The sequence below is a fragment of the Chelatococcus sp. HY11 genome (assembly GCF_018398335.1).
Taxonomy (GTDB): domain Bacteria; phylum Pseudomonadota; class Alphaproteobacteria; order Rhizobiales; family Beijerinckiaceae; genus Chelatococcus.
In genome coordinates, this window is the sequence record NZ_JAHBRX010000001.1 from 2,005,885 (window position 1) to 2,029,749 (window position 23,865).

Here is a 23,865-nt window from a genome sequence, read left to right on the forward strand (position 1 = left end):
CGGCTCGCACAATTCCGAGCCGGCCACTTCGATCGGGTCGCGATCGGATGCCGAAGCCGTGTTACCCATTGACAGAAAGATAAGCGCCTACCATCTCTTCGCGATGCGCGGAGGAGATCGGGGAGCTCGCCGATGCGCATGGAATTCTTCATGAGGGCCATCGCGCCGCAACGCTGCGTATGCCCTGCATGTGATGAGAGCTTCGTGATGACCGCGCGCGTTTTTGCAGTTACGTCGGCCGTGCTTGTCGCGCTTCTGGCGGCTCCGGCTTTAGCCCAGTCCCGCCCGGCGGATACGACCACACCGGCCCGGCAGCGTCCCACCAGCGAGGACTGGACCAAGCCCACCCGGTCCGAAAAGGATATGGCGGCGCGCTATGCCACATGGGATCGCAAGGCGCGGGAATCGACCAGCGGCATCTGCACGGGCTGCGATGCGTCAACTTCGCTGAAGGCGACGCCTGTGAAGTCACCACGGCAGGCTAGAAAATCCAGACGCTGACAGGGCATTCCCTGCTGGTCCATGGATGCGAATCGGGGCCGATGCATCGCTCGGCCCCGTAGCAGTCGATCTTAGACCTGCTGCAGGTTGACGGCCGCGTCCTTGCCGGTCCGGCGGTCCGCTTCAACCTCATAGGCAATCTTCTGACCTTCGGTAAGGCCTCTCAGGCCCGAGCGCTCCACCGCGCTGACATGGACGAACACGTCCTTGCCGCCATTGTCCGGCTGAATGAAGCCATAGCCCTTTTGGTCGTTGAACCACTTAACTGTTCCGGTAGCCATCTTGTCGTCCTTCTGCAGCGAGCGCCGAGTTGCGCCTGCCTCAACGCGACAGATAGCCCGTGCGTGCGACAATGCCAAATCCTCAATTGTGGCGATGTGGATGTCGGAGCGAGTTTTATCGCCGGAAAGCCTCTTTCCCATGGGCCCTACCGGATTGACGCGATCCATTCCAAAGAAGAATTCGCACTACGATATCAGCAATTTAATTGCATGTTCGGCACGTCACCGCAGAAAACACCGCGAAGATCGCTCGCCATTCCAATTTATCGACGAAATCCCTCTCGATCGCGGAAATGACGGCGCGCCCCGTTGGTTTTGGCCCCGAACAACCACCGCCGGGCACTTCACAATCATATCAGACTGCTTCGAGCCAGACCGTTCAACTCCACGCGGCGCCCGGCAAGGCATCAAGTGGGAATTTGAGATAGCGCCGTCCATTGCTTTCGGGCTCAGGCAGGCGTCCGCCGTTGGTGTTGACCTGCAGCGCGTGGAGAATGAGCTTTGGCATGGGGAGGGTGCGATCGCGCGCCTCGCGGAGAGTCACGAAGTCGCTTTCCGACGCGCTCTTGGCGATATGGCTGTTGCTCTCCCGCTGCTTCGCCACAGAGCTTTCCCAGAGGGCGTCACGTCCGCCGGGCCGATAGTCGTGCCCGGTGAATAGCCGGGTCCCATCCGGCAGGGACAGAATGTCCTGGATCGAACGCCACAAGGCACTGGCGCTGCCGCCCGGAAAATCGGCGCGCGCGGTGCCGCTATCCGGCATGAACAGCGTGTCATGGATGAAGGCGGCGTCGCCGATGACATAGGTGATCGACGCCAGCGTATGGCCGGGCGAGAACATCACGCGCCCCTCGAGGCTACCGATCGCGAACCTGTCGCCCTCGGCGAAAAGCCTGTCCCATTGGGAACCGTCGGTGGGGAGCTCCGGCCAGTTGTAGATCTCCTTCCACAACTGCTGCACATCCCGCACGTGTTCCCCGATCGCGGTCGGCGCCCCGGTCTTCTCCTTTAGGTAACTCGCGGCGGAGAAGTGATCCGCATGGGGATGCGTATCGAGAATCCATACGACCTTGAGCCCATGCTCAGCCACGTAGTCAAGCAAGCGGTCGGCGTTGCGTGTAGCAGTTGCCCCTGACTTCTCGTCGAAGTCCAGCACCGGATCGATGATCGCACAGGACAGCGTCGCGGGGTCGCTGACGACGTACTGGATCGAGCCCGTTATGGCATCGTAGAAGCCCTGTACCTGCGGCTGGCCCATCATCTGTCCCCCCTATGTCCTTGCGGAAACTTTATCCCGGACGCCTGCGAGGCGCGTGCAAGCGTGTGAGGCAAACGGAGCGCGCGGCGTCGACGCCGCGCAAGCGTCGCTTACGGCTGGTTTGCGAACCAGCGATGGACGCCGGAAAGATCGAAGCCGTAGCTCTGACCAAAGGCGTCAACCTCATCGATGGCCATGCGCCCATCGAGGACCTCGCCAATCGCCCAGATTGTCAAGGAGCGCGTGCCAGAACGGCAATGTGCCACAACCGGACCGGGTTGCGCCGTGAGAGCGGCCTGATGTTGGCGCACGAATGCCTCATCGAAGCCATAACCCGCGAACGGCAGATGGCTGTAGGCAAGCCCCAGCGAGGCCGCAGTTGCCGCCGCCTCCGCCGCTGTCGGCTGGCCGGGCTCCTCGCCGTCCGGGCGGTTGTTGACGACGGCCGTAAAGCCGCGCTCCTTCAACGTCGCGAAATCGTCGGGATCAATTTGCGGAGCGACCCACAGCATTTCGTTGATCTGAACTAGCTTCATCGTGAACCTCTCACAAGGTATTGATCACTCGGCGTTTGCGGTTCCGCCGATGGTCGCGCCCCTCAGGCGGCAGTCCATTCGATATGGGCCCGCACAGCGCCGCTGCCCGGCTCCACCCAGCCATGCTTTTCGGCGAAATGGATCATGCCCGAAACCCCATCACGCCACGCCGGATCATCCTTAGGCCCCAGCGCGTTCAGCGCGGTCTGATCGATCCAGACATGATCGGCCCCGTCCACTTGCCCGATTCCGGTGAAGGCGCGGGCCAGCCGCGCGGTATCGCGGGCAGTCCACGGCACCGACACCTTGAAGCCGCGAAAATTCATTGCATCCTCAAGTGTGATCCGATCGTCATGCCCGACAGCGATGATCATCGGCGGCTCCTTTCGCACCTCAAGGTCCGTGCCCGCATCCAGGCGATATCGCCCGGGTTGAACAGTCCAGGGCCGGGCGCCCCATCCTTATCGTGAGCGTATTTCAGCCGAAAGGCGCCAACCGATGGCGCCCGCTGGACACGCCCCGCATGAGGCATAAGTGAGCCCGGCGCCAGCCGCAAGCCTTGGTGCAGTTCCCCCTATCCCAGCGGCCATGCTGCAAACAGACGGACGATGCGCCAAGTGCATGACTTATGCGGCGAGCCGATAGGAGCCATCCTTTCCGGGCATGGCGTTGCGCCGTCTGGTGCTGTAGCGAAGCATCGTTTCAATCGCATAGCCTAGCAGGACATATTGTGATGGCCGACGCCGTTGCCCCGCGACCTCTGACCAGAGGCGATGCCAAGACGCTCGCACTGGCTTCCCTCGGAGGCGCCCTCGAGTTCTACGATTTCATTATCTACGTCTTCTTCGCGGTAGTGATCGGCAAGCTGTTCTTCCCGCCGGACATGCCCGAATGGCTCGAGCAGCTGCAGACCTTCGGCATTTTCGCGGCCGGCTATCTCGCTCGCCCTCTCGGCGGCATCATCCTGGCGCATTTCGGCGACAAGACCGGCCGTAAGCGCATGTTCACGCTGTCAATCTTCATGATGGCGCTGCCAACGCTGATCATCGGCGTCCTGCCGACCTACGAATCGATCGGCTATGCCGCGCCGTTGCTGCTGCTCGTCATGCGCGTGTTCCAGGGGGCGGCCATCGGCGGCGAGGCGCCCGGCGCTTGGGTCTTCGTGTCCGAGCACGTGCCACAGAATCGCGTCGGCCTCGCCTGCGGGTTGCTCACCGGCGGTCTGACGGGCGGCATCCTGCTCGGCTCCCTGATGGCGACACTCATCAACTACGTCTATACCCCGGGGGAAATCCACGATTTCGCCTGGCGCCTGCCGTTCATCCTCGGCGGCGTGTTCGGCTTCGTGGCGATGTATCTGCGCCGCTGGCTGCATGAAACCCCGGTGTTCGAGGCGATGCGGGCCCGCAAGGCGCTCGTGGAGGATCTGCCGTTGAAGCAGGTGCTCCGCGGCTATCGCCCGGCCGTCGTCGTCTCGATGCTGGTGACATGGATGCTGACCGCCATCGTGGTGGTCGTCATCCTGATGACGCCGACCCTGATGCAGCGTCTCCACGGCCTGCCCGCCCTGACGACGCTGGTCGCCAGCATCGCCGCGACGCTCGGCATCACCCTGTCCGCCTTCGCGGTGGGCGCCTTCATCGATCGCTTCGGGCTGGTGAAGGTGACGCTTGCCGGCGGTCCGTTCTTCATCATCACGGCCTATGCCCTCTACATGGGCACCGCGATCAACACCGACTATCTCATCCCCCTGTCGGCGCTCGCCGGCCTCGGCGCGGGTCTTATCAACGTGGTGCCCTACACCATGGTCAGGGCTTTCCCCGACAACGTGCGCTTCACCGGCGTCTCGTTCTCCTACAACGTCGCCTACGCGATCTTTGGGGGGTTGACGCCGGTGGCCGTGCAGCTGCTGCTCGTCACCGATCCGATCGGCCCCATCCACTATGTCGCGGGCGCGACCGTCATCGGCGTCGTCGCCATTGTCGCCTATATGCGCCGGCCCGCCCTCGTCCATGTGGTGAGCGCGACACTGACGCCGGAGCCTGCGACCCGCTAAGCCCTGCGGCCGCTCCACAAATGAAGAGCCCCCCGCGTCAAACGCGGGGGGCTTTTTTCGTTGCGGTTTGACCGGAGCGCGTCACCCGCGCCCATCACGCCCGAGACTATGGCTTTTCTGCCTTCTTTCTCTTCGCGTCGTCTTCGGTGAGTTCGTACCACATGGCATTGAGAACGGCGAAGGCCGCTGCCAGGGGAAGGCCGAGAAGCCAGGAGAAGTACCACATAGCGACTATCCTTTCCCTTGATCAGTAAGCGTGGCCGCTCTCGTCGCGGATGGCCTGTTCGTCGACCTTGCCCCACAGCACCCGATAGACCCACGCGGTATAGGCCAGGATGATCGGCAGGAAGATCACCGTCACGACCAGCATGATGAAGAGCGTGAGGTGGCTGGAAGAGGCGTCCCAGACCGCCAGGCTTGCCCGCGGATCCACCGAGGAGGGAAGGATGAACGGGAACATCGAGACACCGACCGTCGCGATGATCCCGAAGATCGACAGCTTGCTCCACAGCAACGTCCCGATCTCGCGTCCGGCCCTCGCGTTGAAATAGCAGGCGATGGCGCCGATGAAGCCGGCCGCGGGCGCGATCATCATCCATGGGTGGGCGCTGTAGTTCGCGAACCAGCCGCCGCCCCTCTCCACCGTCTTGAGCAGCGGATTGGACGGGCCGACCATGTCGATCGGGCTGGTGATGCGATAGCCGCCGACGAAGAGCCACAGCGCGACGCCGCCGAGCGCGAACAGCAGGATCGTGAGCAGCGAGGCTACCTCACCGACCCGCCGGGCACGCCGTGCGACCGGCCCCTCGGTCTTCAGCACGATCCACGCTGCCCCGTGCATGACGAGCATGGCGACCGACACCAGGCCGCACAGCAGCGCGAAGGGGTTGAGCAAGCCGAAGAACGTGCCGTCGTAGAAGATCCGGAGTTCGTCGTTCAGGCGGAATGGCACGCCCTGCAACACGTTGCCGATGGCCACGCCAAAGATCAGCGCCGGCACGAAGCCGCCGATGAAGAGCGCCCAATCCCAGCACGCGCGCCAGCCGGGGTCCTCGATCTTCGAGCGATACTTGAAGCCGACAGGGCGCAGGATGAGCGCGAACAGGATCGCGAACATCGCGAGGTAGAACCCTGAGAAGGATACCGCATAGAGCTGCGGCCACGCCGCGAAGATCGCGCCGCCTCCCAGGATCAGCCAGACTTGGTTGCCCTCCCAGACCGGGCCGATCGTATTGATCACCACGCGGCGCTCGATATCGTCACGCGCGACGAAGGGCAGGAGTGTCCCGACGCCGAGATCAAAGCCATCCGTGACGGCGAAACCGATGAGGATGACGCCGAGCAGCGCCCACCAGATGACGCGGAGAATGTCGTAGCTAATCAGTTCATGCAGGATCATTGGTATTACTCCGCGGCGACCAGCTTGGCGGGCGCGAGCACCGCTTCGGGCTCGTCATCCGGTTCCGGGCCCTTGCGAATGGCGCGCAGCATCAGCTTCATTTCGATGATCAGCAGGACGGTGTAGATCGCCACGAAGCCGATGATGGTGAGAAGGACCGTGGTGACGCCGAGATCGGAAACGGCGGCCGCTGTCGGCAGAACACCCTCGATGATCCACGGCTGGCGGCCGTATTCCGCGACGAACCAGCCGCATTCGATAGCGATCCACGGCAGGACGATGGACCAGACCGCGACCTTCAGCAGGAACGGGTAGTGGTCAAGCTTCCGGAGAGCCGAGAGCACGAAGAACGTCCCGCTGAGAAGGATGAAGAACATGCCGAGGCCGACCATGATGCGGAAGGTCCAGAACAACGGGGCGACCATGGGCACAGTGTCCCAGGCTGCCTTGTCGATCTGCTCGGGCGTGGCGGTACGCGGATCATCGACGTAGCGCTTCAGGAGGAGCGCATAGCCGAGCCGTGTGCCGTTCTCCTCGAAGGCATTCCGCACGTCAGCCGGGATATTTGTCGTCGAGCCGGCAGCGCGGATCTTCTGCAAGGCGTCGTAGGCCTGGATGCCCTGGTGAATGCGGAGCTTGGCGAGTTCGACCTGCTCCTTGATGCCGGGAATCTCTTCCGTCAACGTCCTCGTGCCGATGAGGCCCATGACCCACGGGATACGGATGGCATAGTGGGTCTCACGTGCTTCCTGATCCGGAATGCCAAACAGGGTGAAGGCGGCGGGCGCGGGCTCGGTCTCCCACATCGCCTCGATGGCGGCGAGCTTCATCTTCTGGTGTTCGGAAGAGAGGTAGCCGCTTTCGTCACCGAGCACGACGACCGAGAGCGAAGCGGCGAGACCGAAAGAGGCCGCGACGGTCATCGAACGCTTGGCCAGTTCGACATGCCGGCCCTTGAGGATATACCAGGCGGAGATGCCGAGGACGAAGAACGACGCGGCGACATAGCCGGCCGAGACCGTATGCACGAACTTGGCCTGCGCCACGCTGTTGAAGAGTACTTCGTAGAAGTCGGCGACTTCCATGCGCATGGTCTGCGGATTGAACTGGGAACCGACGGGGTTCTGCATCCAGCCATTGGCGATGAGGATCCACAGGGCCGAGAAATTGGAGCCCGCCGCGACGGCATAGGTGGCGATGAGATGGCCTACCTTGGACAGCCGGTCCCAGCCGAAGAAAAACAACCCGACGAATGTTGCCTCAAGGAAGAAGGCCATCAGGCCCTCGATCGCCAGGGGCGCGCCGAAGATGTCACCGACATAGTGGCTGTAATAGCTCCAGTTCATCCCGAACTGGAACTCCATGACAATGCCCGTGGCGACGCCCAGCACGAAGTTGATGCCGAAAAGCGTTCCCCAAAACTTGGTCATCTGCCGCCATATCGGACGGCCGGTCATGACATAGACCGTCTCCATGATGGCAAGCAGTACCGAGAGGCCCAGAGTGAGCGGTACAAATAGAAAGTGGTAAAGCGCTGTCAGGGCAAACTGCAGCCGTGACAGCGAGACGATGTCGAGTTCCATCTCATTTCCGCCGGCCCCCGGCGGCCTCTCTCAATCACCGGTGCGGGAGGCACCGGCGGCCGTTCCATAGAGGCAAATCTCAATCCGGCCGCAGGGCGGCGAGCACGGCGTCGAAGTCCGGCTCACCGCGATGCATCACGGCGACAATCTGCCCCTGTTCCATGACAATCACGCGGTCGGCGACTTCCGCCTCGCGCCTGATGTGTGTTGCGATGACGAGCGCGCGCTCTCCGGCTTCCCGGCCTAGCCGGATCAGCACATCGCGCGCCGTCGCCCCGTCGAGCCCTTCGGTCGGCTCATCGAGCAACCAGAGGGGCGTATCGCGCAGGAAGAGGCGCGCCAGCGCCAACCGGCGTGACTGGCCGCCGGAAAGGCCAAGCCCTCCCTCCCCCAATGGCGTGTCCAGCCCCTGCGGGAGCGCGGCAACGTCGACACCGAGCCCCGCGGCGTCGAGCACCCGCATGAGCTCGCCGTCTGGCGCGGCGGGCGCGGCGAGGCGCAGATTATCGCGCAGACTGTCCTGAAAAAGTTCGGTCCTTTGCGTCATCAGGGTCGTCGGCACGGCGACCGCCTCGCCCCGTTCGGGCAGGAGTTCGCCCGACAGGAGCGCGAGGAGCGTCGACTTGCCAGCGCCGCTCGCGCCGACGATGGCCACGCGCTCGCCACGTGCGACAATGAGGTCAATGTCCCGCAAGGTCGCGCGCGCCGCGCCTTCATGACGGGCGTCAACGCCGATCAGTTGGACGGCAAGCCCCTGCCGCGCGGCGGCCGGTTCCACTGGGGCCGCCTGGCGCAGGAGCCGTGGTGCGAGGCGCCGCGCGGCGAGCAGCGTGCGCCCGAATTCAAGAGCGCCACGCCGCAGCGCGCCGAAGGGCTCGACGGCGGCAAGCACGATGAGGATGCCGAGTGCCGCGACCGGCGCGCCAATCGTACCTGCCTCGGCGAGCGCCGCCACAGCGAGCAGCATGCCCGCCAAAGCCAGCGCGGAGGCCAAGCCGTAGCCGACAGTTACCCCCGCCTCAATGCGGTTCAACCTGTCGTCGGCTGCTGTGAGGCGACTGTCGATCGCCGCGAGGTGATCGCGCTGCGCGTTGAGACGACCGACCATGACGAGCTCGGTCTGGCCCGCGACGAGATCAATGGCACCCGCTCGCAGCATCTCGACCGCCTGAGCGCGCCGGCGGGCCGGGCGATAGGCCATGCGCGCGGCGACGAGAGGAATGCCGAGCCCCGCGGCGAGCAACCAGACACCGACAGAGACGCCGAGCCAGGGCGCGATGAAGCCGGTCGCTACCGCCGTGCCGATGGCGGCCGCGACCATTGCGCCAACAGGTACGAGCACCCGCAAGTAAAGGCCGTCAAGCGCATCGATGTCCGCCGTCAACCGGAAGAGGAGCTTGGCCGGACGCAGCGCCAGCGCCCGCGCCGCGCGCGGCCCGGCCCAACCCCGGAACAGACGCTCGCGCAGGGCGGCCAGAACCGACAAGGTTGCGTCATGAGTGGTGAGCCGCTCGCCATAACGCGCGCCAGTGCGCAGCAAGGCGAGGAAACGGATGCCGGCCGCCGGCGCGAAGACATCGAAGGCCATGGCGGTCGTCGCGGTCAACCCCGCCAGCGCGGTCGCCGTGATGAACCATCCCGACAGCCCGAGTAGCGCGACACCGGCGAGAACGGTAACGGCGGCAAGGCCGGCGCCGACGAACAGCATGCGCCGACGCTCAGTGATGAAAAGCCTGATGACCGGCTTGAGATCTCGCAGGATCGCACTCATGCCAGCACCTCCAGAACCTGCGCCTCGACGTCGATGCAGCGATCCATGCGCGCCATCAGCCCCGGATCGTGGGTCGCGACGATCAGCGTGCGGCCCCATGCGAGAGCCAACAGCCCTTCGGTGACCATCGCGGCGGTCTCAGCATCAAGATGGGCGGTCGGCTCGTCCACCAGGATGAGATCGATGTTGGGGTCGATGGCTGCCCGTGCCAGCGCGAGCCGCAGCGCCTCGCCACCCGAGAGCCCAATCCCCCCCTCGCCCAGGGGAAGCGAGCCGTGGGCAGTCGCTACATCACGGAGCGCCGCAACATCGAGCGCCTCATTGAGCCGGGCTTCCGTCAGACCGACGCGTCCGAGGGTGATATTCGCGGTGAGGCTGCCGGCGAAGATATGCGGCCTTTGGCCGATCCAGGCCATGCGCGCCCTGAGATCCGGTGCGGAATCCGCATCGAGCGCGCGGCCATCGATGACGATCCTGCCGTCATCCGGCGCGACGAGCCCGGCCATCAGAGCAAGTAGGGTCGATTTGCCCGTACCGCTGCGGCCCGTGAGCGCCACCCGCTCGCCCGGCGCGATCGCGAATGCGGCATCGGCGATCACCTGCCGTCCAGCACCGGCATGCCCGAAGGCGACCTTTTCGATAACCACCGACGGCCCGCCGTGGCCGGCACGCGTTGCGTGGGCCGCCGGCGCATTCGCTCCGGGAAGGGCGACGCCGGTCGCCCTGAGGTTCTCAAGCGCCGCGAGCGCTGCCTCACCCGATGCCCTGTCATGCCAGACAGCCGACAGGTCGCGCAGCGGCTCGAAAAAGGCCGGTGCGATAAGAAGGACAAACAAGCCCTCGGCGAGGGTCAGCTGGCCGCTCCAGGCGCCGAAATTGAGCTGCCCCAAAAGGTGAAACCCCACATAGACAGCCACCATCGCAACGCCAAGCGCCGCGAACAGCTCCAGCACCGCCGACGATAGAAAGGCGACGCGCAGGACAGCCATGGTACGCTTGCGCAGATCCTCAGCATGGGCCCGCAGCCGCGCGGCGGTCATATCCACAGCGCCAAGGGCGCGGATGGTCGTCAGCCCCCTCAACCTGTCGAGCAGAAAGGCGTTCATGCCGCCGATCTCAACCATCTGCGCCTCGCTCGCCGCCTTGGCACGCCAGCCGATCAAGGCCATGAAAACGGGGATGATCGGGCCGGCGATGAGCAGTGTCAGTGCGGCCACCCAGGAAAAGGCGAGCACCACGAGCAGGATGACAAGCGGCACAACGGTTGCCTTGAACCGTGCCGGTTGGAAGCGCGTGACAAACGGCACGATCGCCTCCGCTTGCTCGGCAAGCGCGCTGGCCGCGAGACCGGACGCCGGCCGCCCCCTGTCCAGCGGGGAACGCCCGGCCAGCGCCATGGCTGCCTCGCGCCGCAGCAAGCTGAGCTCAGCGCGCGCGCCGCGAAAGGCCAGCCTCCCCGCCCATCCATCAAGGGCCGCCCGCAGGCAACCGATGCCGAGCACGATTGCCGCGGGGCCGAACGCATTGCTGAAGCCCGCGCCGGCGGCGATGCCGCCGACACTCCATGCGATGAGGCCAGCCTGCGGCAGCCACAGCAACGCGGACAGGGTCTGCACATAACCGGTTGTCCGCGCCGAGGCGCGGACGCCTGGACGTTGCACGGCCCGCTCATGGGGCTTCTGGACATGCGAGGCGGGAGCCGTCTTCGCGGACTTCCCGGAGTGAGAGGACACGACGCGCGTGCCCTGCTTGCCGCCACCATTGCCGCTGCGAGGACAGGCAAGGTCCGTCATGGCGTCCCCCCTGGCTCACCCCTTGGCGCACCCCTTGGCACGTCCCCGTCACGCGAGCGCTTCGTCCGCCCTAGCGAGACGATCCTGTCCTTTGCCTCGAGCAACTTCGTGACTTTGGAACCGAGGGTCAGCAGTGTCGCCAGGCGCGCCGTCTCCAACTGCTTCACGTCGTCATACCAATTGGTGAGTTGCTCGATGAGCCCGTGCATCTCGGCCATCCTGGCCTGGGCGTGGCGTTCGGCCTCGCTGGCGGGTTGCTGCATGAGGATCTCGCGCAGCACGGACAGCGTTGGATCGACCTCGCGCTTCTTGCGCTCTTCCGCCAGGGTGCGCAGAATCTGCCAGACATCATCAGGCGTGGTGAAGAAATCGCGCCGATCGTTTGGAACATGCTTGAGCAGAACGAGCTTCCAGGCCTGCAACTCCCGCAGGCTCATCGACACATTAGAGCGTGAGATACCGAGCGCGTCCACGATCTCATCGGCACAGAGAGGCTGCGGTGACACGTAGAGCAGCGCATAAACCTGGCCCACGGTCCGGTTGATGCCCCAACGCGAGCCCATCTCGCCGAAATGGAGAACAAAGGCTTGCACGAGGGGGGGCAGGTTCATCACTCATTCCCGTATAGACGGTAATTTCAGAAATTTCTGAAATTTACATATCTGCCCGCCGTCTCGCCGGCAAGTCCTTTCCTCAAGACCCGCGCCGCTCCCACACGATCCCACGTCCTCACTCCGATCGAACCGCCCCATTCCAGGATACGGGAAACGCTAGGTGTCCTACCTGAATGGCGGGTTTCAGCCGAAACTTCCACGCAACTGGGAGCGCATCACCAATGAAAGAGCGCACCCGCCATCAACAACCGCCCCCTAGCTCGAGCGGGCGGATATTATGAGAGCCCGCGTCAGTTTGTATTGATTCTCATCAAATTCAACATTTGCTTTATCCATGGAGAGGCTATTGCTTGATAGATACCGTTCAGGCTCACGTCTGCGCGGCGCGCGTCGCCTTCCGGCGGCTATGAAAGGATATCCCGATGCACAGCCACTCCCTCGGCAGGTGGCAACACGAGCACGTGTTTCTTGGCGAACGACACGAAAGCAATGAAAGACGCACGTGGCTCGTCGTCGGCCTGACTGCCGCGATGATGGTCGCGGAAATTGTCGGCGGCACGATTTTCGGCTCGATGGCGCTCGTCGCTGACGGCTGGCATATGTCGACACATGCGGCGGCACTCGCCATTGCCGCTCTCGCCTATCGCTTCGCGCGCACCCACGCCCATGATGCGCGCTTCTCGTTCGGGACCGGCAAGGTCGGGGAATTAGCGGCTTTCGCCAGCGCCATGATCCTCGCATCGGTCGCGCTCATGATCGGCTATGAGAGCGCGCTCCGGCTCGTTTCGCCGGTAACGATCGATTTCCAGCAGGCACTGCCCATCGCTATTGTCGGCCTTCTGGTCAACCTGGCGAGCGCCTGGCTCCTGCACGACGGCGGAAGCGGCCAGGGCCATCACCACGGTCAGGGCCATCACCATGGTCACAGCCATAACCACGATCATGATCACGACGCCCATGACGCGAGCCATGATCACACAGGGCACAACCACCATGGACATGACAGCAATATCCGAGCCGCTTATGTCCATGTGCTGGCCGACGCGCTGACATCGGTTCTCGCGATTATCGCGCTGACCGGCGGCAGCCTCTATGGCCTGACCTGGCTTGATCCGGCGATGGGCCTCGTCGGCACGGCGGTCATTCTATGGTGGTCCGTCACCCTCATCCGCTCGGCGGGTGCCGTGCTCCTGGACATCGTGCCCAATAAGGCACTGAGCGGGCGCGTTCGCGCAGGCCTTGAAGTCAAGGGCGACCGCGTCGCCGACCTGCATCTCTGGAGGCTCGGCCCGGGCCATACGGGCGTTATCGCAACGGTCGTATCCGACGCGCCCGAGGCCCCGGCCGCTTACAAGGAGCGGTTGCGCCATATTCCTGGCCTGTCCCATGTCACGATCGAGGTACAGGCCTGTCCGGACCATGCCCAGGCGCGACCGGTCTGAAGCGCGCGAGGGCAGAGTTGCGCCGTGTCCTGGCCGACACGGCTGATAGGACATCCCCGCCGATGCGGACGGGGATGTCGAAACGGTATTCACGGTGTGTGTCGCGGTGAATACCCGTATTTGCGCTTAAAGTTGCGATAGAAGGTCGAGACATCATTAAAGCCGCTGTCAAAGGCGATATTGATGATCTTTTTCTCGACGGTCGACGCAAGCTCCTTCCGGGCAGCCTCAAGTCGATAGTGGAGGATTGTGTCCCTCAGAGACAGGCCGGAGTCCTCGAATATCTTGTAGAGTTTGCGCTGTGAGACATTGAAATTGCGCGATATCTTCGCCGCACCGAGATCATGAAGCTCGAGATTGTTCTTGATGTAGTCGATAATCTCGTTTGCAAGGCGCGCCTTGTTGCTACCGTCCTCTCGGGCCACCTGATCGCGCAAGAACGCGCGAAGCATTTCAACGATACTTTGGCGAATAGATAGATCGAGATAACGCGATATATCGCCGTTTGCATATTTTATAAAGAAATCGACAAAGAAAGAAATATAGTCACTCAATGCATTTGAGCTGACCATGACCGACTTGTTGCGTATGAGCGATCGTAGATCGGTGACGCTGAACAGCTCGATCCACGAAATCTGCGTATCCTCCCCTACGGGAAGAATTTCGAGCTGAAACGGCACATCTGCGTGAATGACGGCGACCCCCAGCGGGTCAACTGTCATACTGCGACCATCGCTGGTCAGCTTAGCCTGACCACGAAGCACGTTGATGGCAACGAGGCCCGTGGTCTCTGATGAAACAAGCTTGGCATTGCGTGTCAGTGTTCCCGGTGTCAGCGTCGCGCTGATCACACGCGCATCATCAAACAATGCAACTTGCGTCTGTGCTGAGAACGATGACCCCTGATATATCTCAAAGGCCGACCTCAGGATATCGTTACAGAATTCCTCACGAAATGTTCGATCGTACTCAGAGTAGCCTCTTTCCAGTACTTTTCCCACTTCGCTGGTTATTTCCTGATTTTTCATGACATGCCCTGCTACGCCACTTCGCTAATTGCGAGAGAGGGCAGAAAATCTGGACACGGATGGCACTCACAGCAATGCAATTGCTGCACATAGAATTGCAGACATCGCAATTTGACCCCCAATATCGCTATTTTTGCTACAAAATGACCAATGAATTAATTTTATACTGATATTTATGTCGTATTATTGAAATATCATTACTCGACAATATGAAATATATTTCAAATCAATTGCTCAATTATACCAGATACGGTCAACAAGAGACTGAAATTGGCAACCCTTTCGTCCAGCAATCCGCCCGCGAAAATAGTTCGGCTGGAGCCGCGCAGCTTCCTGAAATCGCGCTGCGAATTCGCGCGTCCATCAACCATCCGGTGGACCTCGGTGCCAAAGATGCGCGTTCCAGCCAGACGAAAGTTGCACAACCAAGGCAGGAGGTGAACACTTTTATGCACGCAATGATATAGATATTTTCCTTGACACACCCTGCTGAGTTTTTGCTCTCGCAGAGCCATCCCTTGGTTCCCGGCCGTCGAAGCGCTATCCTGCACATCATCGCGGACAACAAGCCATGTTGCGCCGAAGCCGTGCGCCGATCCTCACTGTGACCGCGCCTGCGACTGGGCGCCGGTCACACTGACGATGACACAGCTCTTTGCCGATGGCAGCAGCATGACCCGCTCGCCACGCACGGTCATGACGTTGCGCACGCCCACGAGACCATCGAGCGCGCGTCCACCTTCCTTGCCGAGGCTGGTCTCGATCGCTTCACAGCTTCGTGGGCTGGGAATGACCTGCACCAGAACGCCCTCGCATTGGCTCTCGCCGATCGGCGAGGCCACGAGAATGCTGCTGGCCTTGTTGAGCCCGGGCCGGCCCGTATAGTTCAGTCCCATCAGCTGCCAGAACATATGGGCGTTTGGCCGGTCACGATTCCATACCGACTGGACCGCATAATCCGTATCAGCGGCCATGTTTCCAAGGTGGTTGACGATCGGCGCACAGTTCTGCAGCCCGGCCTGCAAGGCGTGCTGGGTATAGAGGGGAACTTGCGCCTGAGGAGGCTCGGCCGCCTCGGCGACGGGCCGGGGGGCGTCGGCCCTTGCCTCCTCCTCAGGCTCGCTTTCCTCCACGGGCGGAGCCAGTGGCTTGGCGGGCGCCGCTGGCTTTGCCTTGACGACAGGCTTTTTGGCGGGCTGAGCCTGTGCCTGTGCCATCTGCTGCGGCACAGCGTCAATGGCGGTCGCATCCTGCGCCATAATCACGGCACCGACCGTACATAAGATAAGGGCAATATAGGCTGTGTATTTGATGATCTTGGGCATTATCCGATCCTTGCGCCATCAGCCGCGCCTTTCGAGGGCGTAAGCGACAAGCCATCCATGCGGCGCACATGCAACTTAAGGTTGATTAACGTTGATCGCACATCCACGCGGATTGCGTGGCATCATCCGCAATCGACATTGCGGGATGCGCCAGCAGCTCGCGATCGCCCCAGAGGCCCACAGTTCGGTCACCATCGGCGATCAACGCCGTTGATCGGGACCGGGCATGTGCGGATCCTGGAGGGAGACGGGTTCGTGCCGTGTTGGACGTTTGCCACGGTGGCAGAATCGGAATCTCCGCCGTGTGATGGTTGGGCGACCTGTTCCGAAAGAGCCGGCTTCGCTCAATGTGGGATTGCCCGTGCGGCATCACGACCCGCGTTCTGCATCTTGCGCGCGAGACATCCGGTGCCCAAGACGTATAAAGTCGATGTTTTGGAACGAGACCTTGTGTCGGCGACCGTTTGAGCAGGCGACAGTCGAGATCACGCTGAAAGACAGCGGCATTCGCAACCAAGGCATGGAATCATGAGCGATATCCCGTTTGACCAGGGCTTTGAGGTCGAGGCTGGCGTCACGATCGAGGTCGCTCCTGGCATCCGGCGCGTGCTCGCGCCGAACCCTAGCCCTTTCACAGGCAAGGGCACCTGCAGCTACATCATCGGGCACGGCCGGGTCGCCATCATAGATCCCGGCCCCGACGACGCGCGCCATGTCAGGACGCTTCTCGCCGCCGTTCGCAACGAGACCGTCACTCACGTGGTCATCACGCACACCCACCGCGACCACTCGCCGGCCGCCGCCGCGATACAGGAAGCGACGGGCGCGACCGTCGTCGGCTGCGGCCCCCATCGGCCATCCAGGCCCTGGGCCGAGGGTGAGGAGCCACGCGGTGAGTCAGGCGCTGACCGTGCGTTCCGGCCAGATGCGGAGATGCTGGACGGCGATGAGATTTCCGGTCCCGGGTGGCATCTGACCGCCGTCGCGACGCCTGGCCATACAGCCAATCATCTCGCTTTCGCCTTTGCTGAAGGGAATGCGCTTTTTTCGGGCGACCACGTCATGGCGTGGTCAACAACGATCGTCGCCCCTCCGGACGGCTCGATGACAGACTACAAGGCATCGCTGGTACGTTTGCAGGAGCGCTCCGAGGGCATCTATTGGCCCGGACATGGCGGGCCAGTGCGCGAGCCGCAGCGTTTCCTTCGGGCGCTCATCCATCACCGTCTGCAGCGCGAGGCCGCAATCCTGGGCCGCATCAGGACCGGCGACAGCTCCATCGCTGATATCGTGCCCCGACTTTACGATGGGCTCAATCCGGCCCTTCTGCCCGCAGCGGCCCTCTCCGTCTTCGCCCATGTCGAGGATCTCGTGGCGCGCCGCCTCGTCGTGACAGACGGACCGGCCACGCTCACGGCGCGGTATCGGCCTGGCGATGCCTAGGACCGTCTGATCTTGCAAGGCCATTGCCAGCCCGGAACGGTCAGCTCGCGGTGCCCCCCTCTCCTTCTTCCGCCGCGTCAGACAGGGCATCAAGGAACTGCTCGATGCGTTCAGCACCGACGGCGAGCGCAAAATCGGCGATGCTGTGGCGCACGACGGTACGAACGTCGACACGCACGCCCTGCGCGCGCGGGAGGAAGCGAATCGTGATGTCCACGGGCAGCCTCAGGAATGGCGTGTAATTGACGGCGTCGATACGGCCGATATCCACACGCCCTGTGCCAGGGCTGACCTCCACGATGTCCCAGCCCAGATCACGGGCCACCTTCAGGGCCGCATTGACAGCCTGAGCCATCGAGACGTCGAGCTCAAGCGGCTCCACGGGGCCCTTGCCCGGTATGGACGCTTGCCGCACCACGCCGGCGGCCAGCGACGGCGTGGCACCGCCACGGGCGGCCAAGGCAGCACGCGAGAGGGAAAAGGACGGTGGCCGGCTCACATCCGTCGCAACATCCTGCGGCCGGCGCTCGCGCAGCCCCTCCACAAGGACGTAGCCTGGCCCAGCCAGCACGACGAGTGCCAACACGATGCCCGCCAGTGCCGCGCCAAGGCCCCGCGCTCCGTCACGCCAGATGACGAGAAAGGCGACCAACGCGAACAGGACGGCCAGCACGGCAATTGCGGGGGCCACCATCATGACCGCGAGGGCGTCCGTGAGCGCGACATGGCCGAAGCGCAGGAGCCCTATCCCGAACACCATTACAACGACTGCGAACAGGCCGATCCAACGACTGGCCAACGCCATCCGTGAAACCGGCTCGTACAACGGTACGCGTCGCATTCCTCTACTCCACATCCGCCGCCCAACCTTGATCCCCCAAAACCGGGCAATCAAGCATCGCGGCTGATCCGCAGCCACGCCTATCCGCGGAAAGCAGGCCTTCAGACCCAGGCCCGCCGAGCCCCATGGCAGATCATTCAAGCAAGGGTTTTAACCAACAGTCGTGGATGGCGCGTGAACAGGATGGTCGAAAAGGATGATACCGACAGCCGAGCGCGCCCGGGCCTCTCTCAAGGTTAAGAAAAAGTAATGCCTGAGGACATCGCGATCGGAACACCGCGCGAATCTTCCACCGACCGGCTCCATAAACCATTCATTATCGATAGGGCGCAAAAAATCAGAAATCCGAAGCTTTCGCCTCCGGATTGCCCAAACTCTGCCAATCCCTCGTCAGCATCATCGGCGATCATCACTGCGACGTGATTGGCGGATGAGCCGCCATCAGCGTCTGTTTGGAATGAAAGACTGGGACAATGACCACCCATACTGAAAAGAACCGCCCTGCCGCGCAGGGCTACCAAGCCCGCCACGCCGAGCGCGTTCCGACGTTCGGATCCATCGGTATTCCGGCGGTAGCGGCGGCGGCAACCGTCACGAAGGGGACGACACCGCGCAGCGTCGACGCGCAGCGCACCCGTTCGAACGGACAGACCGGCTCGCGCTTCGCCAACTGATCGACGCAGCGTCCCTCGGTGTCAGATGCGCGGCAAACGGCCGGGGCGGCGCCCCTGAGTGCGTTGCAACGATCGTTCGGCGACAGGCACAATCGGCGTGATTACATCACCACAACGCGGGAGCCCGGCTCGACGCGGTTGTAGAGATCGATAACGTCGAGATTGCGCATGCGGATGCAGCCCGAGGACACGGCCTGGCCAATCTTGTCGGGCTCGTTCGTGCCGTGGATGCGATAGAGAGTGTCGCGGCCCTTGTCGTCGTAGAGATAAAGCGCGCGCGCACCAAGCGGGTTGTTCGGACCACCAGCGGTTGCGCGCACATGCGGCCAGCGCTCCTTCATCTCGGCAGGCGGGTTCCAATTGGGCCATTCCGCCTTGCGCTGCACGGTCGCGTTGCCGGTCCACCCGTAGGCCTCGTCGCCGACCGCCACGCCATAGCGCATCGCGCGCTTGTTCGGCAGCACGTAATAGAGCTGACGCTCCTTCTGCTTGACGACGATGGTGCCGGGCTTCTCTCCCGTCGGGTCATCGATTTCATAGCGAGCGAAGAGCGGATCGACTGGCGCTTTTGGCATCTGCGCCATCCATTCCGTATCGCGGCTCGATACCGCCGGATCCGGAACCGTCTTGAAATTGCAGCCGGCGAGGACAGACGCTGACAGGAGAACAGCGAGGGACGTCTTGAGGCGCATGTTGGCGGCGGCTCCATAAGGGTGGCGAAACAACCGATTCGCGAATCGTCAACTATGTTTATCAGGCATGTATTACTGTTATGGTTAACGAAACAATCGCCACCGGCACGCGGGTGGCCTGCGTGACGGGCATATCGAAATTCTGACAAAGGCGAATTAAGGACACATCCCCGTTCGTCTCCTCGTCGGAGCCATGGAAGCATCCGGGCAAACGATCGTAAAGTAACCCGTTTGTTCTGGAAAAGGCCAACGGCAGCGGCCAGTTGCCCAGGTTCCGCTATCGACGGCGTGTGTTTTCTGCTCAGTTCGATGCGCCATTAAGCTGTGAAGCGCTGGTCGCGGAGGTGAAGGTGTGACGCTGTATATCACCCATCCAGCCTGTCTCGAACACCGGGTAACGGCTGGGCATCCAGAACGGCCGGATCGCCTGAGGGCGTTGGAGGCGGCCCTGTCGACGGCGCCGTTCGCAAGCCTGCAGCGTGCCAGCGCTCCACGTGCCAGCGAGGACGCTGTCGCACGCGCCCATTCTCAGGCCTATGTCGAGGCGATCGCTCGGCGGACGCCCCAGGAGGGCCTGGTCCAGATCGATTCAGACACGACGCTTTCGCCAGGCAGCTATGAGGCCGCTCTTCGCGCGGCAGGTAGCGTCTTACTGGCGGTGGATGAAGTCCTGCAGGGGCGGACGCGCAACGCCTTCTGCGGCGTGCGGCCTCCGGGGCACCACGCCGAGCGCGAGAAGGCGATGGGCTTCTGCCTGTTCAACAATGCAGCGATCGCGGCTTGCCATGCGCGGGACATCTACGGCCTTGATCGCGTGTGCATCTTCGATTGGGACGTCCATCACGGCAACGGCACGCAGGACATCTTCTGGAGCAACGCCAACGTGCTGTATTGCTCGACCCATGAAATGCCGCTCTACCCTGGAACCGGCGCCCGTTCGGAACGGGGCGAACACGACACGATCGTCAATGTGCCGCTTGCGGCCGGCGACGACGGGGCGGCTTTCCGGGAAGCATGCGACGTCGTGATCCTTCCGCGGATATCGGACTTCAAGCCGGATCTGATCATCCTGTCCGCCGGCTTCGACGCCCATTGGCGCGACCCCTTGGCGAGCCTCAATTTCAACGAGGATGATTTTGCCTGGGCAACGCGAGAGATCATGACCCTTGCCGCGCGACTGTGCGATGGACGCGTGGTTTCTGTCCTTGAGGGTGGGTATGATCTCGAGGGGCTTGCCTGCTCGGCCGCGTCGCATGTCGCGACCCTGATGGAAGCCACCTGAAGGGGACCGCCGTGGCGGCCCCCGGAGCGGCTGAAGGCAGCTAGCTCAAGCCACGTCGACCGGTTCAGTCGATACGATCTCGATTCCAAAACCGGCAATGCCGATATAGGTGCGCGGACCCGAGGCGAGATTGCGGATAGAGGACACACCGAGGTCCTTCAGGATTTGAGCACCAAGGCCGATCTCACGCCATTGCTGCAGGCGCTGCTCTTCGGAGCTTGCCCGGCCAGCCGCGTCGCCAGCGAGGCTGGTTGGCACCCCGGCGGTGCCGTCACGGAGATAAACGAGCACGCCGCGTCCAGCCGATTTGAAATGCTGGAGCGCCGCGTTGATCACCCGTGCGCCTCCGAGAACGTCGGAGAGAATGTCACAACGGTGCAGACGGGTCGGAACCTCCCGGCCGTCGCTGATGTCGCCGTAAACGAAGGCGTAATGCTGCACCGGGTCCATCGACGTCATATAGGCATAGCCCGTGAGCTCGCCGATATCCGTGTGCACGGGGAATGTGGCAACCCGGTCGACGAGTTTTTCGCGCATGCGGCGATAGGCAATGAGATCAGCCACTGAAATGCGCAGGAGATCATGCTTCTCGGCAAAGGCCGCGACCTGCTGGCCGCGCATCACGGTGCCGTCGTCATTGACCAGTTCGGCGAGCACGCCAACCGGCGGCAAACCCGCGAGTTTGCACATGTCGACGCAGGCCTCGGTATGGCCGGAACGCATGAGCACGCCACCTTCGCGCGCGATCAGCGGAAAGACATGGCCAGGCCGCACGAAGTCGTCCGGCGCCTTGTTGTGATTGGCGATCGCCCGCACCGTGTTGGTGCGCTCCTCGGCGGAGATGCCCGTCGTCAGGCCGTCGCGCACATCGACGGAGACCGTGAAGGCCGTGCCGAGCGGCGCGTCGTTGAAGGTCACCATCGGATCGAGCCGCAGCCGCCGTGCCTCGGCCTGCGCGAGAGGGGCGCAAACAATGCCGGAGGTATGCCGGACAATAAATGCCATCTGCTCCGGGGTGCACAAGCTCGCCGCGACGAACAGATCGCCTTCATTTTCACGATCGTCATCATCCGTCACGACAACCATCGCGCCACGACCAAAAGCTTCGATCGCTTCCAAAACGCTATTACGCAAGCGCGCCTCCTCGCTCTCTCGAGCATCGGCTAGAAAATCGTTGGGTGTTACAGCTCCCCGCGTCTCGCGAAAGATCAAACGCGCGGTTTCGCGGCTGAGCCAGGCCGCCTCATTGTTGCAAAGCTGAGTCACCGCAGCGGGAGTGACGCCGATGCGGCGCGCAAACTCCGCCCGGCTCACCCCGTTGAGTGAGATCCAATCGACCAATTTCATCGCAACCGACGCTAACGCCGGCTAACATTTAATGCAAATAAAATTGCACGCCGTGTCATTCGGCGGGTCGTTAAGTATCACTAAATGCCCTGAGGCGCTTGTGGCCATGCTGGCGCGGCCCCAACCTGGCCGCGATGCCGTAGAAAATGGTCAGCCAATACGCAGGCGACCATCGCCTCGCCGACTGGCACGGCGCGGATGCCGACACAAGGATCGTGCCGCCCCTTGGTCATGACATCAACCTCCCGCCCGAAGCGATCGACGGACTGGCGCTCGTTGAGGATCGAGGATGTCGGCTTGACCGCGAAACGCGCGACCACGGGCTGGCCGGTCGAAATGCCACCGAGAATCCCACCGGCATGGTTGGACAAAAACGTCGGCCCGTCATTGCCAGGGCGCATTTCGTCGGCGTTCTCCTCGCCCGACAGCGCCGCGGCGGCGAAGCCCTCACCGATCTCGACCCCTTTGACGGCATTGATGCTCATCAGTGCGGCGGCGAGATCGCTGTCGAGCTTGCCATAGATCGGCGCGCCGAGCCCCGGCGGCACACTTTCCGCCACGACCTCGACGACGGCCCCGACGGACGAGCCGCGCTTGCGCACATCATCGAGGAAATCGGCGAAACGCGCGGCCGCCTCGGCATCGGGGCAAAAGAAGGGATTACGGTCGATCTCGTCCCAATCCCAACGGCTCCGATCGATCGTGTGCGGGCCAACCTGCACAAGCGCGCCGCGCACGGTAAGCCCGGGCACGACCCGTCGCGCGATGGCGCCCGCCGCGACCCGCATCGCGGTCTCGCGCGCCGAGGAGCGCCCGCCGCCGCGATAATCGCGGATGCCATATTTGATGTCATAGGTGAAATCGGCGTGGCCCGGCCGGTAGCGATCCTTGATCTCGCCGTAGTCCTTGGAACGCTGGTCGACGTTTTCGATGAGAAGGCCGATCGAGGTTCCTGTCGTCACCTGCTCGCCAGTCACCTCGTCGGCGAAGACCCCGGAAAGGATCTTGACCGTATCCGGCTCACGCCGCTGCGTCGTGAAGCGGGACTGCCCCGGGCGGCGGCGATCGAGCTGCGCCTGAATATCCGCTTCGGTCAGGGGGATGCGGGGCGGGCAACCGTCCACCACGCAGCCGATAGCCGGTCCATGGCTCTCGCCGAATGTCGTGACGCGAAACAGGTGGCCAAAGCTGTTGTGAGACATGAAGCCCTCTCGATCCCGCGCTTCATAGCGAAGCAGAGGCCAGCGGGTCAAATCGGCGTGAAGCCTCGTGCCCCTATTTCACGGTGAGGACGAAATCTTGGCCGCCGCCGCTCTTGCCACCGCCATCATCGGAATCATAGGTGTAGCGATAAGAAAAGCTATCCTCACCACGGTATCCCTTGTCTGGCGTATACTGCACGACGAGGCCCGGGTAGGACTTGCCATAACAAGGGTGCTTCGGATCCCTGAACCCACGGTTGCCCACCGCGAATGTGACCTTGCCGTGTGCCGGTGCCTTGGTCAGACGCGCCTCAGGCACGGCGCCGCCCAGACAAACCTGCTCGTAAAACACAAAAACCGCGTCCACGGTGGTCGTCTTTCCCGCCGGAACGGAGCCACGCTGTTCGGCGGCCACGGCCACGAGCGGAGCCATCGCTGCTGCGACCAGCAACGGCGTCATCTTCCAATTTTTCACTTATTCCCCCAATACAAATACTCTCGGGCGAGCGGACGTCGCGGCCGATATCAACTGGCGTTGACTTAAGCGCGGCTTGCGGCCATCGCAAGCGTGTTGCCGCAGATCGCATGTGCGTCGGACGCATGACACATGGGAGAGGATATCGGCTGGGCCGGAACAATCGGCGCCCACTGCGCGATACAATCTATACGTCCATTACGGCCAGACTCGTTGAAGATCGGCCGCCTGATACCCACTCATGTCAAGATCAAGGTTTCACATTCGGACCTGGAGCTTGGCAAGCCGCGAGGAGGAAACGAACATGCGGATAGGATTGGCG

Annotated in this window: 22 protein-coding genes and 1 pseudogene; 7 read left to right on the forward strand and 16 right to left on the reverse strand. The window is 62.8% G+C overall.

All coding sequences use genetic code 11. The features are described from left to right. Positions 1-207 precede the first annotated feature (207 nt). The gene (locus KIO74_RS09240) at positions 208-501 is read left to right on the forward strand and encodes a hypothetical protein (RefSeq protein ID WP_213331727.1); all 294 of its coding nucleotides are present in this window, start codon (positions 208-210) and stop codon (positions 499-501) included. Between the two features lie 71 nt (positions 502-572). Here KIO74_RS09240 and KIO74_RS09245 read toward each other — a convergent pair whose 3' ends face one another. The 3 genes and pseudogenes from KIO74_RS09245 to KIO74_RS09255 all read right to left on the reverse strand — a co-directional run bounded on the left by KIO74_RS09245 (position 573) and on the right by KIO74_RS09255 (position 2,950). Then, the gene (locus tag KIO74_RS09245; protein ID WP_110376366.1) at positions 573-782 is read right to left on the reverse strand and encodes a cold-shock protein; all 210 of its coding nucleotides are present in this window, start codon (positions 780-782) and stop codon (positions 573-575) included. Between the two features lie 379 nt (positions 783-1,161). Continuing rightward, positions 1,162-2,552 (reverse strand): annotated as a pseudogene (gene blh, locus KIO74_RS32445) (bifunctional sulfur transferase/dioxygenase Blh). Positions 2,553-2,638: 86 nt separating this feature from the next. Beyond that, positions 2,639-2,950: a hypothetical protein gene (locus tag KIO74_RS09255; protein WP_213331728.1), complete on the reverse strand. Its 312-nt coding sequence runs from the start codon at positions 2,948-2,950 to the stop codon at positions 2,639-2,641. Between the two features lie 359 nt (positions 2,951-3,309). Here KIO74_RS09255 and KIO74_RS09260 point away from each other — a divergent pair, with 359 nt between their 5' ends. Further along, positions 3,310-4,632, forward strand: a complete 1,323-nt coding sequence (locus tag KIO74_RS09260) for an MFS transporter (protein WP_213331729.1) — start codon at positions 3,310-3,312, stop codon at positions 4,630-4,632. 106 nt (positions 4,633-4,738) lie between these two features. On the opposite strand, the gene cydX is transcribed toward KIO74_RS09260, so the two are convergent. The 6 genes from cydX to KIO74_RS09290 form a co-directional block, all read right to left on the reverse strand. After that, complete coding sequence (gene cydX / locus KIO74_RS09265; RefSeq protein ID WP_213323820.1) at positions 4,739-4,858, reverse strand: cytochrome bd-I oxidase subunit CydX; 120 nt, start codon at positions 4,856-4,858, stop codon at positions 4,739-4,741. A 21-nt stretch (positions 4,859-4,879) separates the two neighbouring features. Continuing rightward, entirely contained in the window at positions 4,880-6,031 is a 1,152-nt protein-coding gene (cydB, locus tag KIO74_RS09270; protein ID WP_213331730.1) for a cytochrome d ubiquinol oxidase subunit II, read from the reverse strand. 5 nt (positions 6,032-6,036) lie between these two features. Beyond that, complete coding sequence (locus tag KIO74_RS09275; protein WP_213331731.1) at positions 6,037-7,614, reverse strand: cytochrome ubiquinol oxidase subunit I; 1,578 nt, start codon at positions 7,612-7,614, stop codon at positions 6,037-6,039. 79 nt (positions 7,615-7,693) lie between these two features. Continuing rightward, positions 7,694-9,385, reverse strand: coding sequence for an amino acid ABC transporter ATP-binding/permease protein (locus KIO74_RS09280; RefSeq protein WP_213331732.1), 1,692 nt, complete (start codon positions 9,383-9,385; stop codon positions 7,694-7,696). Further along, positions 9,382-11,178 (reverse strand): thiol reductant ABC exporter subunit CydD, encoded by a 1,797-nt coding sequence (gene cydD, locus KIO74_RS09285; RefSeq protein WP_213331733.1) that lies wholly within the window; start codon positions 11,176-11,178, stop codon positions 9,382-9,384. Before cydD ends, KIO74_RS09280 begins: the two co-directional genes overlap by 4 nt. Beyond that, positions 11,175-11,789: a GbsR/MarR family transcriptional regulator gene (locus tag KIO74_RS09290; protein ID WP_213331734.1), complete on the reverse strand. Its 615-nt coding sequence runs from the start codon at positions 11,787-11,789 to the stop codon at positions 11,175-11,177. Before KIO74_RS09290 ends, cydD begins: the two co-directional genes overlap by 4 nt. A gap of 425 nt (positions 11,790-12,214) precedes the next feature. On the opposite strand from KIO74_RS09290, the gene dmeF reads away from it, so the two are divergent. Beyond that, the gene (gene dmeF, locus KIO74_RS09295) at positions 12,215-13,234 is read left to right on the forward strand and encodes a CDF family Co(II)/Ni(II) efflux transporter DmeF (protein WP_213331735.1); all 1,020 of its coding nucleotides are present in this window, start codon (positions 12,215-12,217) and stop codon (positions 13,232-13,234) included. 89 nt (positions 13,235-13,323) lie between these two features. Here dmeF and KIO74_RS09300 read toward each other — a convergent pair whose 3' ends face one another. Further along, a complete protein-coding gene (locus tag KIO74_RS09300) occupies positions 13,324-14,262 on the reverse strand; it encodes a helix-turn-helix domain-containing protein (RefSeq protein ID WP_213331736.1) in 939 nt (312 codons plus the stop codon). 209 nt (positions 14,263-14,471) lie between these two features. Here KIO74_RS09300 and KIO74_RS09305 point away from each other — a divergent pair, with 209 nt between their 5' ends. After that, on the forward strand, positions 14,472-14,729 hold the full coding sequence (locus KIO74_RS09305; protein WP_213331737.1) for a hypothetical protein: 258 nt from the start codon (positions 14,472-14,474) through the stop codon (positions 14,727-14,729). 132 nt (positions 14,730-14,861) lie between these two features. Here the strand turns inward: KIO74_RS09305 and KIO74_RS09310 are convergent, their stop codons facing one another. Beyond that, a complete protein-coding gene (locus KIO74_RS09310; RefSeq protein ID WP_213331738.1) occupies positions 14,862-15,587 on the reverse strand; it encodes a hypothetical protein in 726 nt (241 codons plus the stop codon). Positions 15,588-16,115: 528 nt separating this feature from the next. Here KIO74_RS09310 and KIO74_RS09315 point away from each other — a divergent pair. Then, on the forward strand, positions 16,116-17,030 hold the full coding sequence (locus KIO74_RS09315; protein WP_213331739.1) for an MBL fold metallo-hydrolase: 915 nt from the start codon (positions 16,116-16,118) through the stop codon (positions 17,028-17,030). Positions 17,031-17,070: 40 nt separating this feature from the next. On the opposite strand, the gene KIO74_RS09320 is transcribed toward KIO74_RS09315, so the two are convergent. Continuing rightward, entirely contained in the window at positions 17,071-17,871 is an 801-nt protein-coding gene (locus tag KIO74_RS09320; protein ID WP_213331740.1) for a DUF1499 domain-containing protein, read from the reverse strand. 473 nt (positions 17,872-18,344) lie between these two features. Between KIO74_RS09320 and KIO74_RS09325 the strand changes: the two genes are divergently transcribed. Then, positions 18,345-18,545, forward strand: coding sequence for a hypothetical protein (locus KIO74_RS09325; protein WP_213331741.1), 201 nt, complete (start codon positions 18,345-18,347; stop codon positions 18,543-18,545). 101 nt (positions 18,546-18,646) lie between these two features. Here KIO74_RS09325 and KIO74_RS09330 read toward each other — a convergent pair whose 3' ends face one another. Then, positions 18,647-19,237, reverse strand: a complete 591-nt coding sequence (locus tag KIO74_RS09330) for a L,D-transpeptidase (protein WP_213331742.1) — start codon at positions 19,235-19,237, stop codon at positions 18,647-18,649. A gap of 352 nt (positions 19,238-19,589) precedes the next feature. Between KIO74_RS09330 and KIO74_RS09335 the strand changes: the two genes are divergently transcribed. After that, positions 19,590-20,519 carry a histone deacetylase family protein gene (locus KIO74_RS09335; RefSeq protein ID WP_213331743.1) on the forward strand — a complete coding sequence of 310 codons (930 nt, stop codon included), beginning with the start codon at positions 19,590-19,592 and terminating at the stop codon, positions 20,517-20,519. A 45-nt stretch (positions 20,520-20,564) separates the two neighbouring features. Here KIO74_RS09335 and ribB read toward each other — a convergent pair whose 3' ends face one another. The 3 genes from ribB to KIO74_RS09350 all read right to left on the reverse strand — a co-directional run bounded on the left by ribB (position 20,565) and on the right by KIO74_RS09350 (position 23,528). Further along, positions 20,565-21,866, reverse strand: coding sequence for a 3,4-dihydroxy-2-butanone-4-phosphate synthase (ribB, locus tag KIO74_RS09340; RefSeq protein WP_213331744.1), 1,302 nt, complete (start codon positions 21,864-21,866; stop codon positions 20,565-20,567). A gap of 80 nt (positions 21,867-21,946) precedes the next feature. After that, the gene (gene aroC / locus KIO74_RS09345) at positions 21,947-23,068 is read right to left on the reverse strand and encodes a chorismate synthase (RefSeq protein WP_213331745.1); all 1,122 of its coding nucleotides are present in this window, start codon (positions 23,066-23,068) and stop codon (positions 21,947-21,949) included. Between the two features lie 73 nt (positions 23,069-23,141). Continuing rightward, positions 23,142-23,528, reverse strand: a complete 387-nt coding sequence (locus KIO74_RS09350; protein WP_213331746.1) for a hypothetical protein — start codon at positions 23,526-23,528, stop codon at positions 23,142-23,144. Positions 23,529-23,865 lie beyond the last annotated feature (337 nt).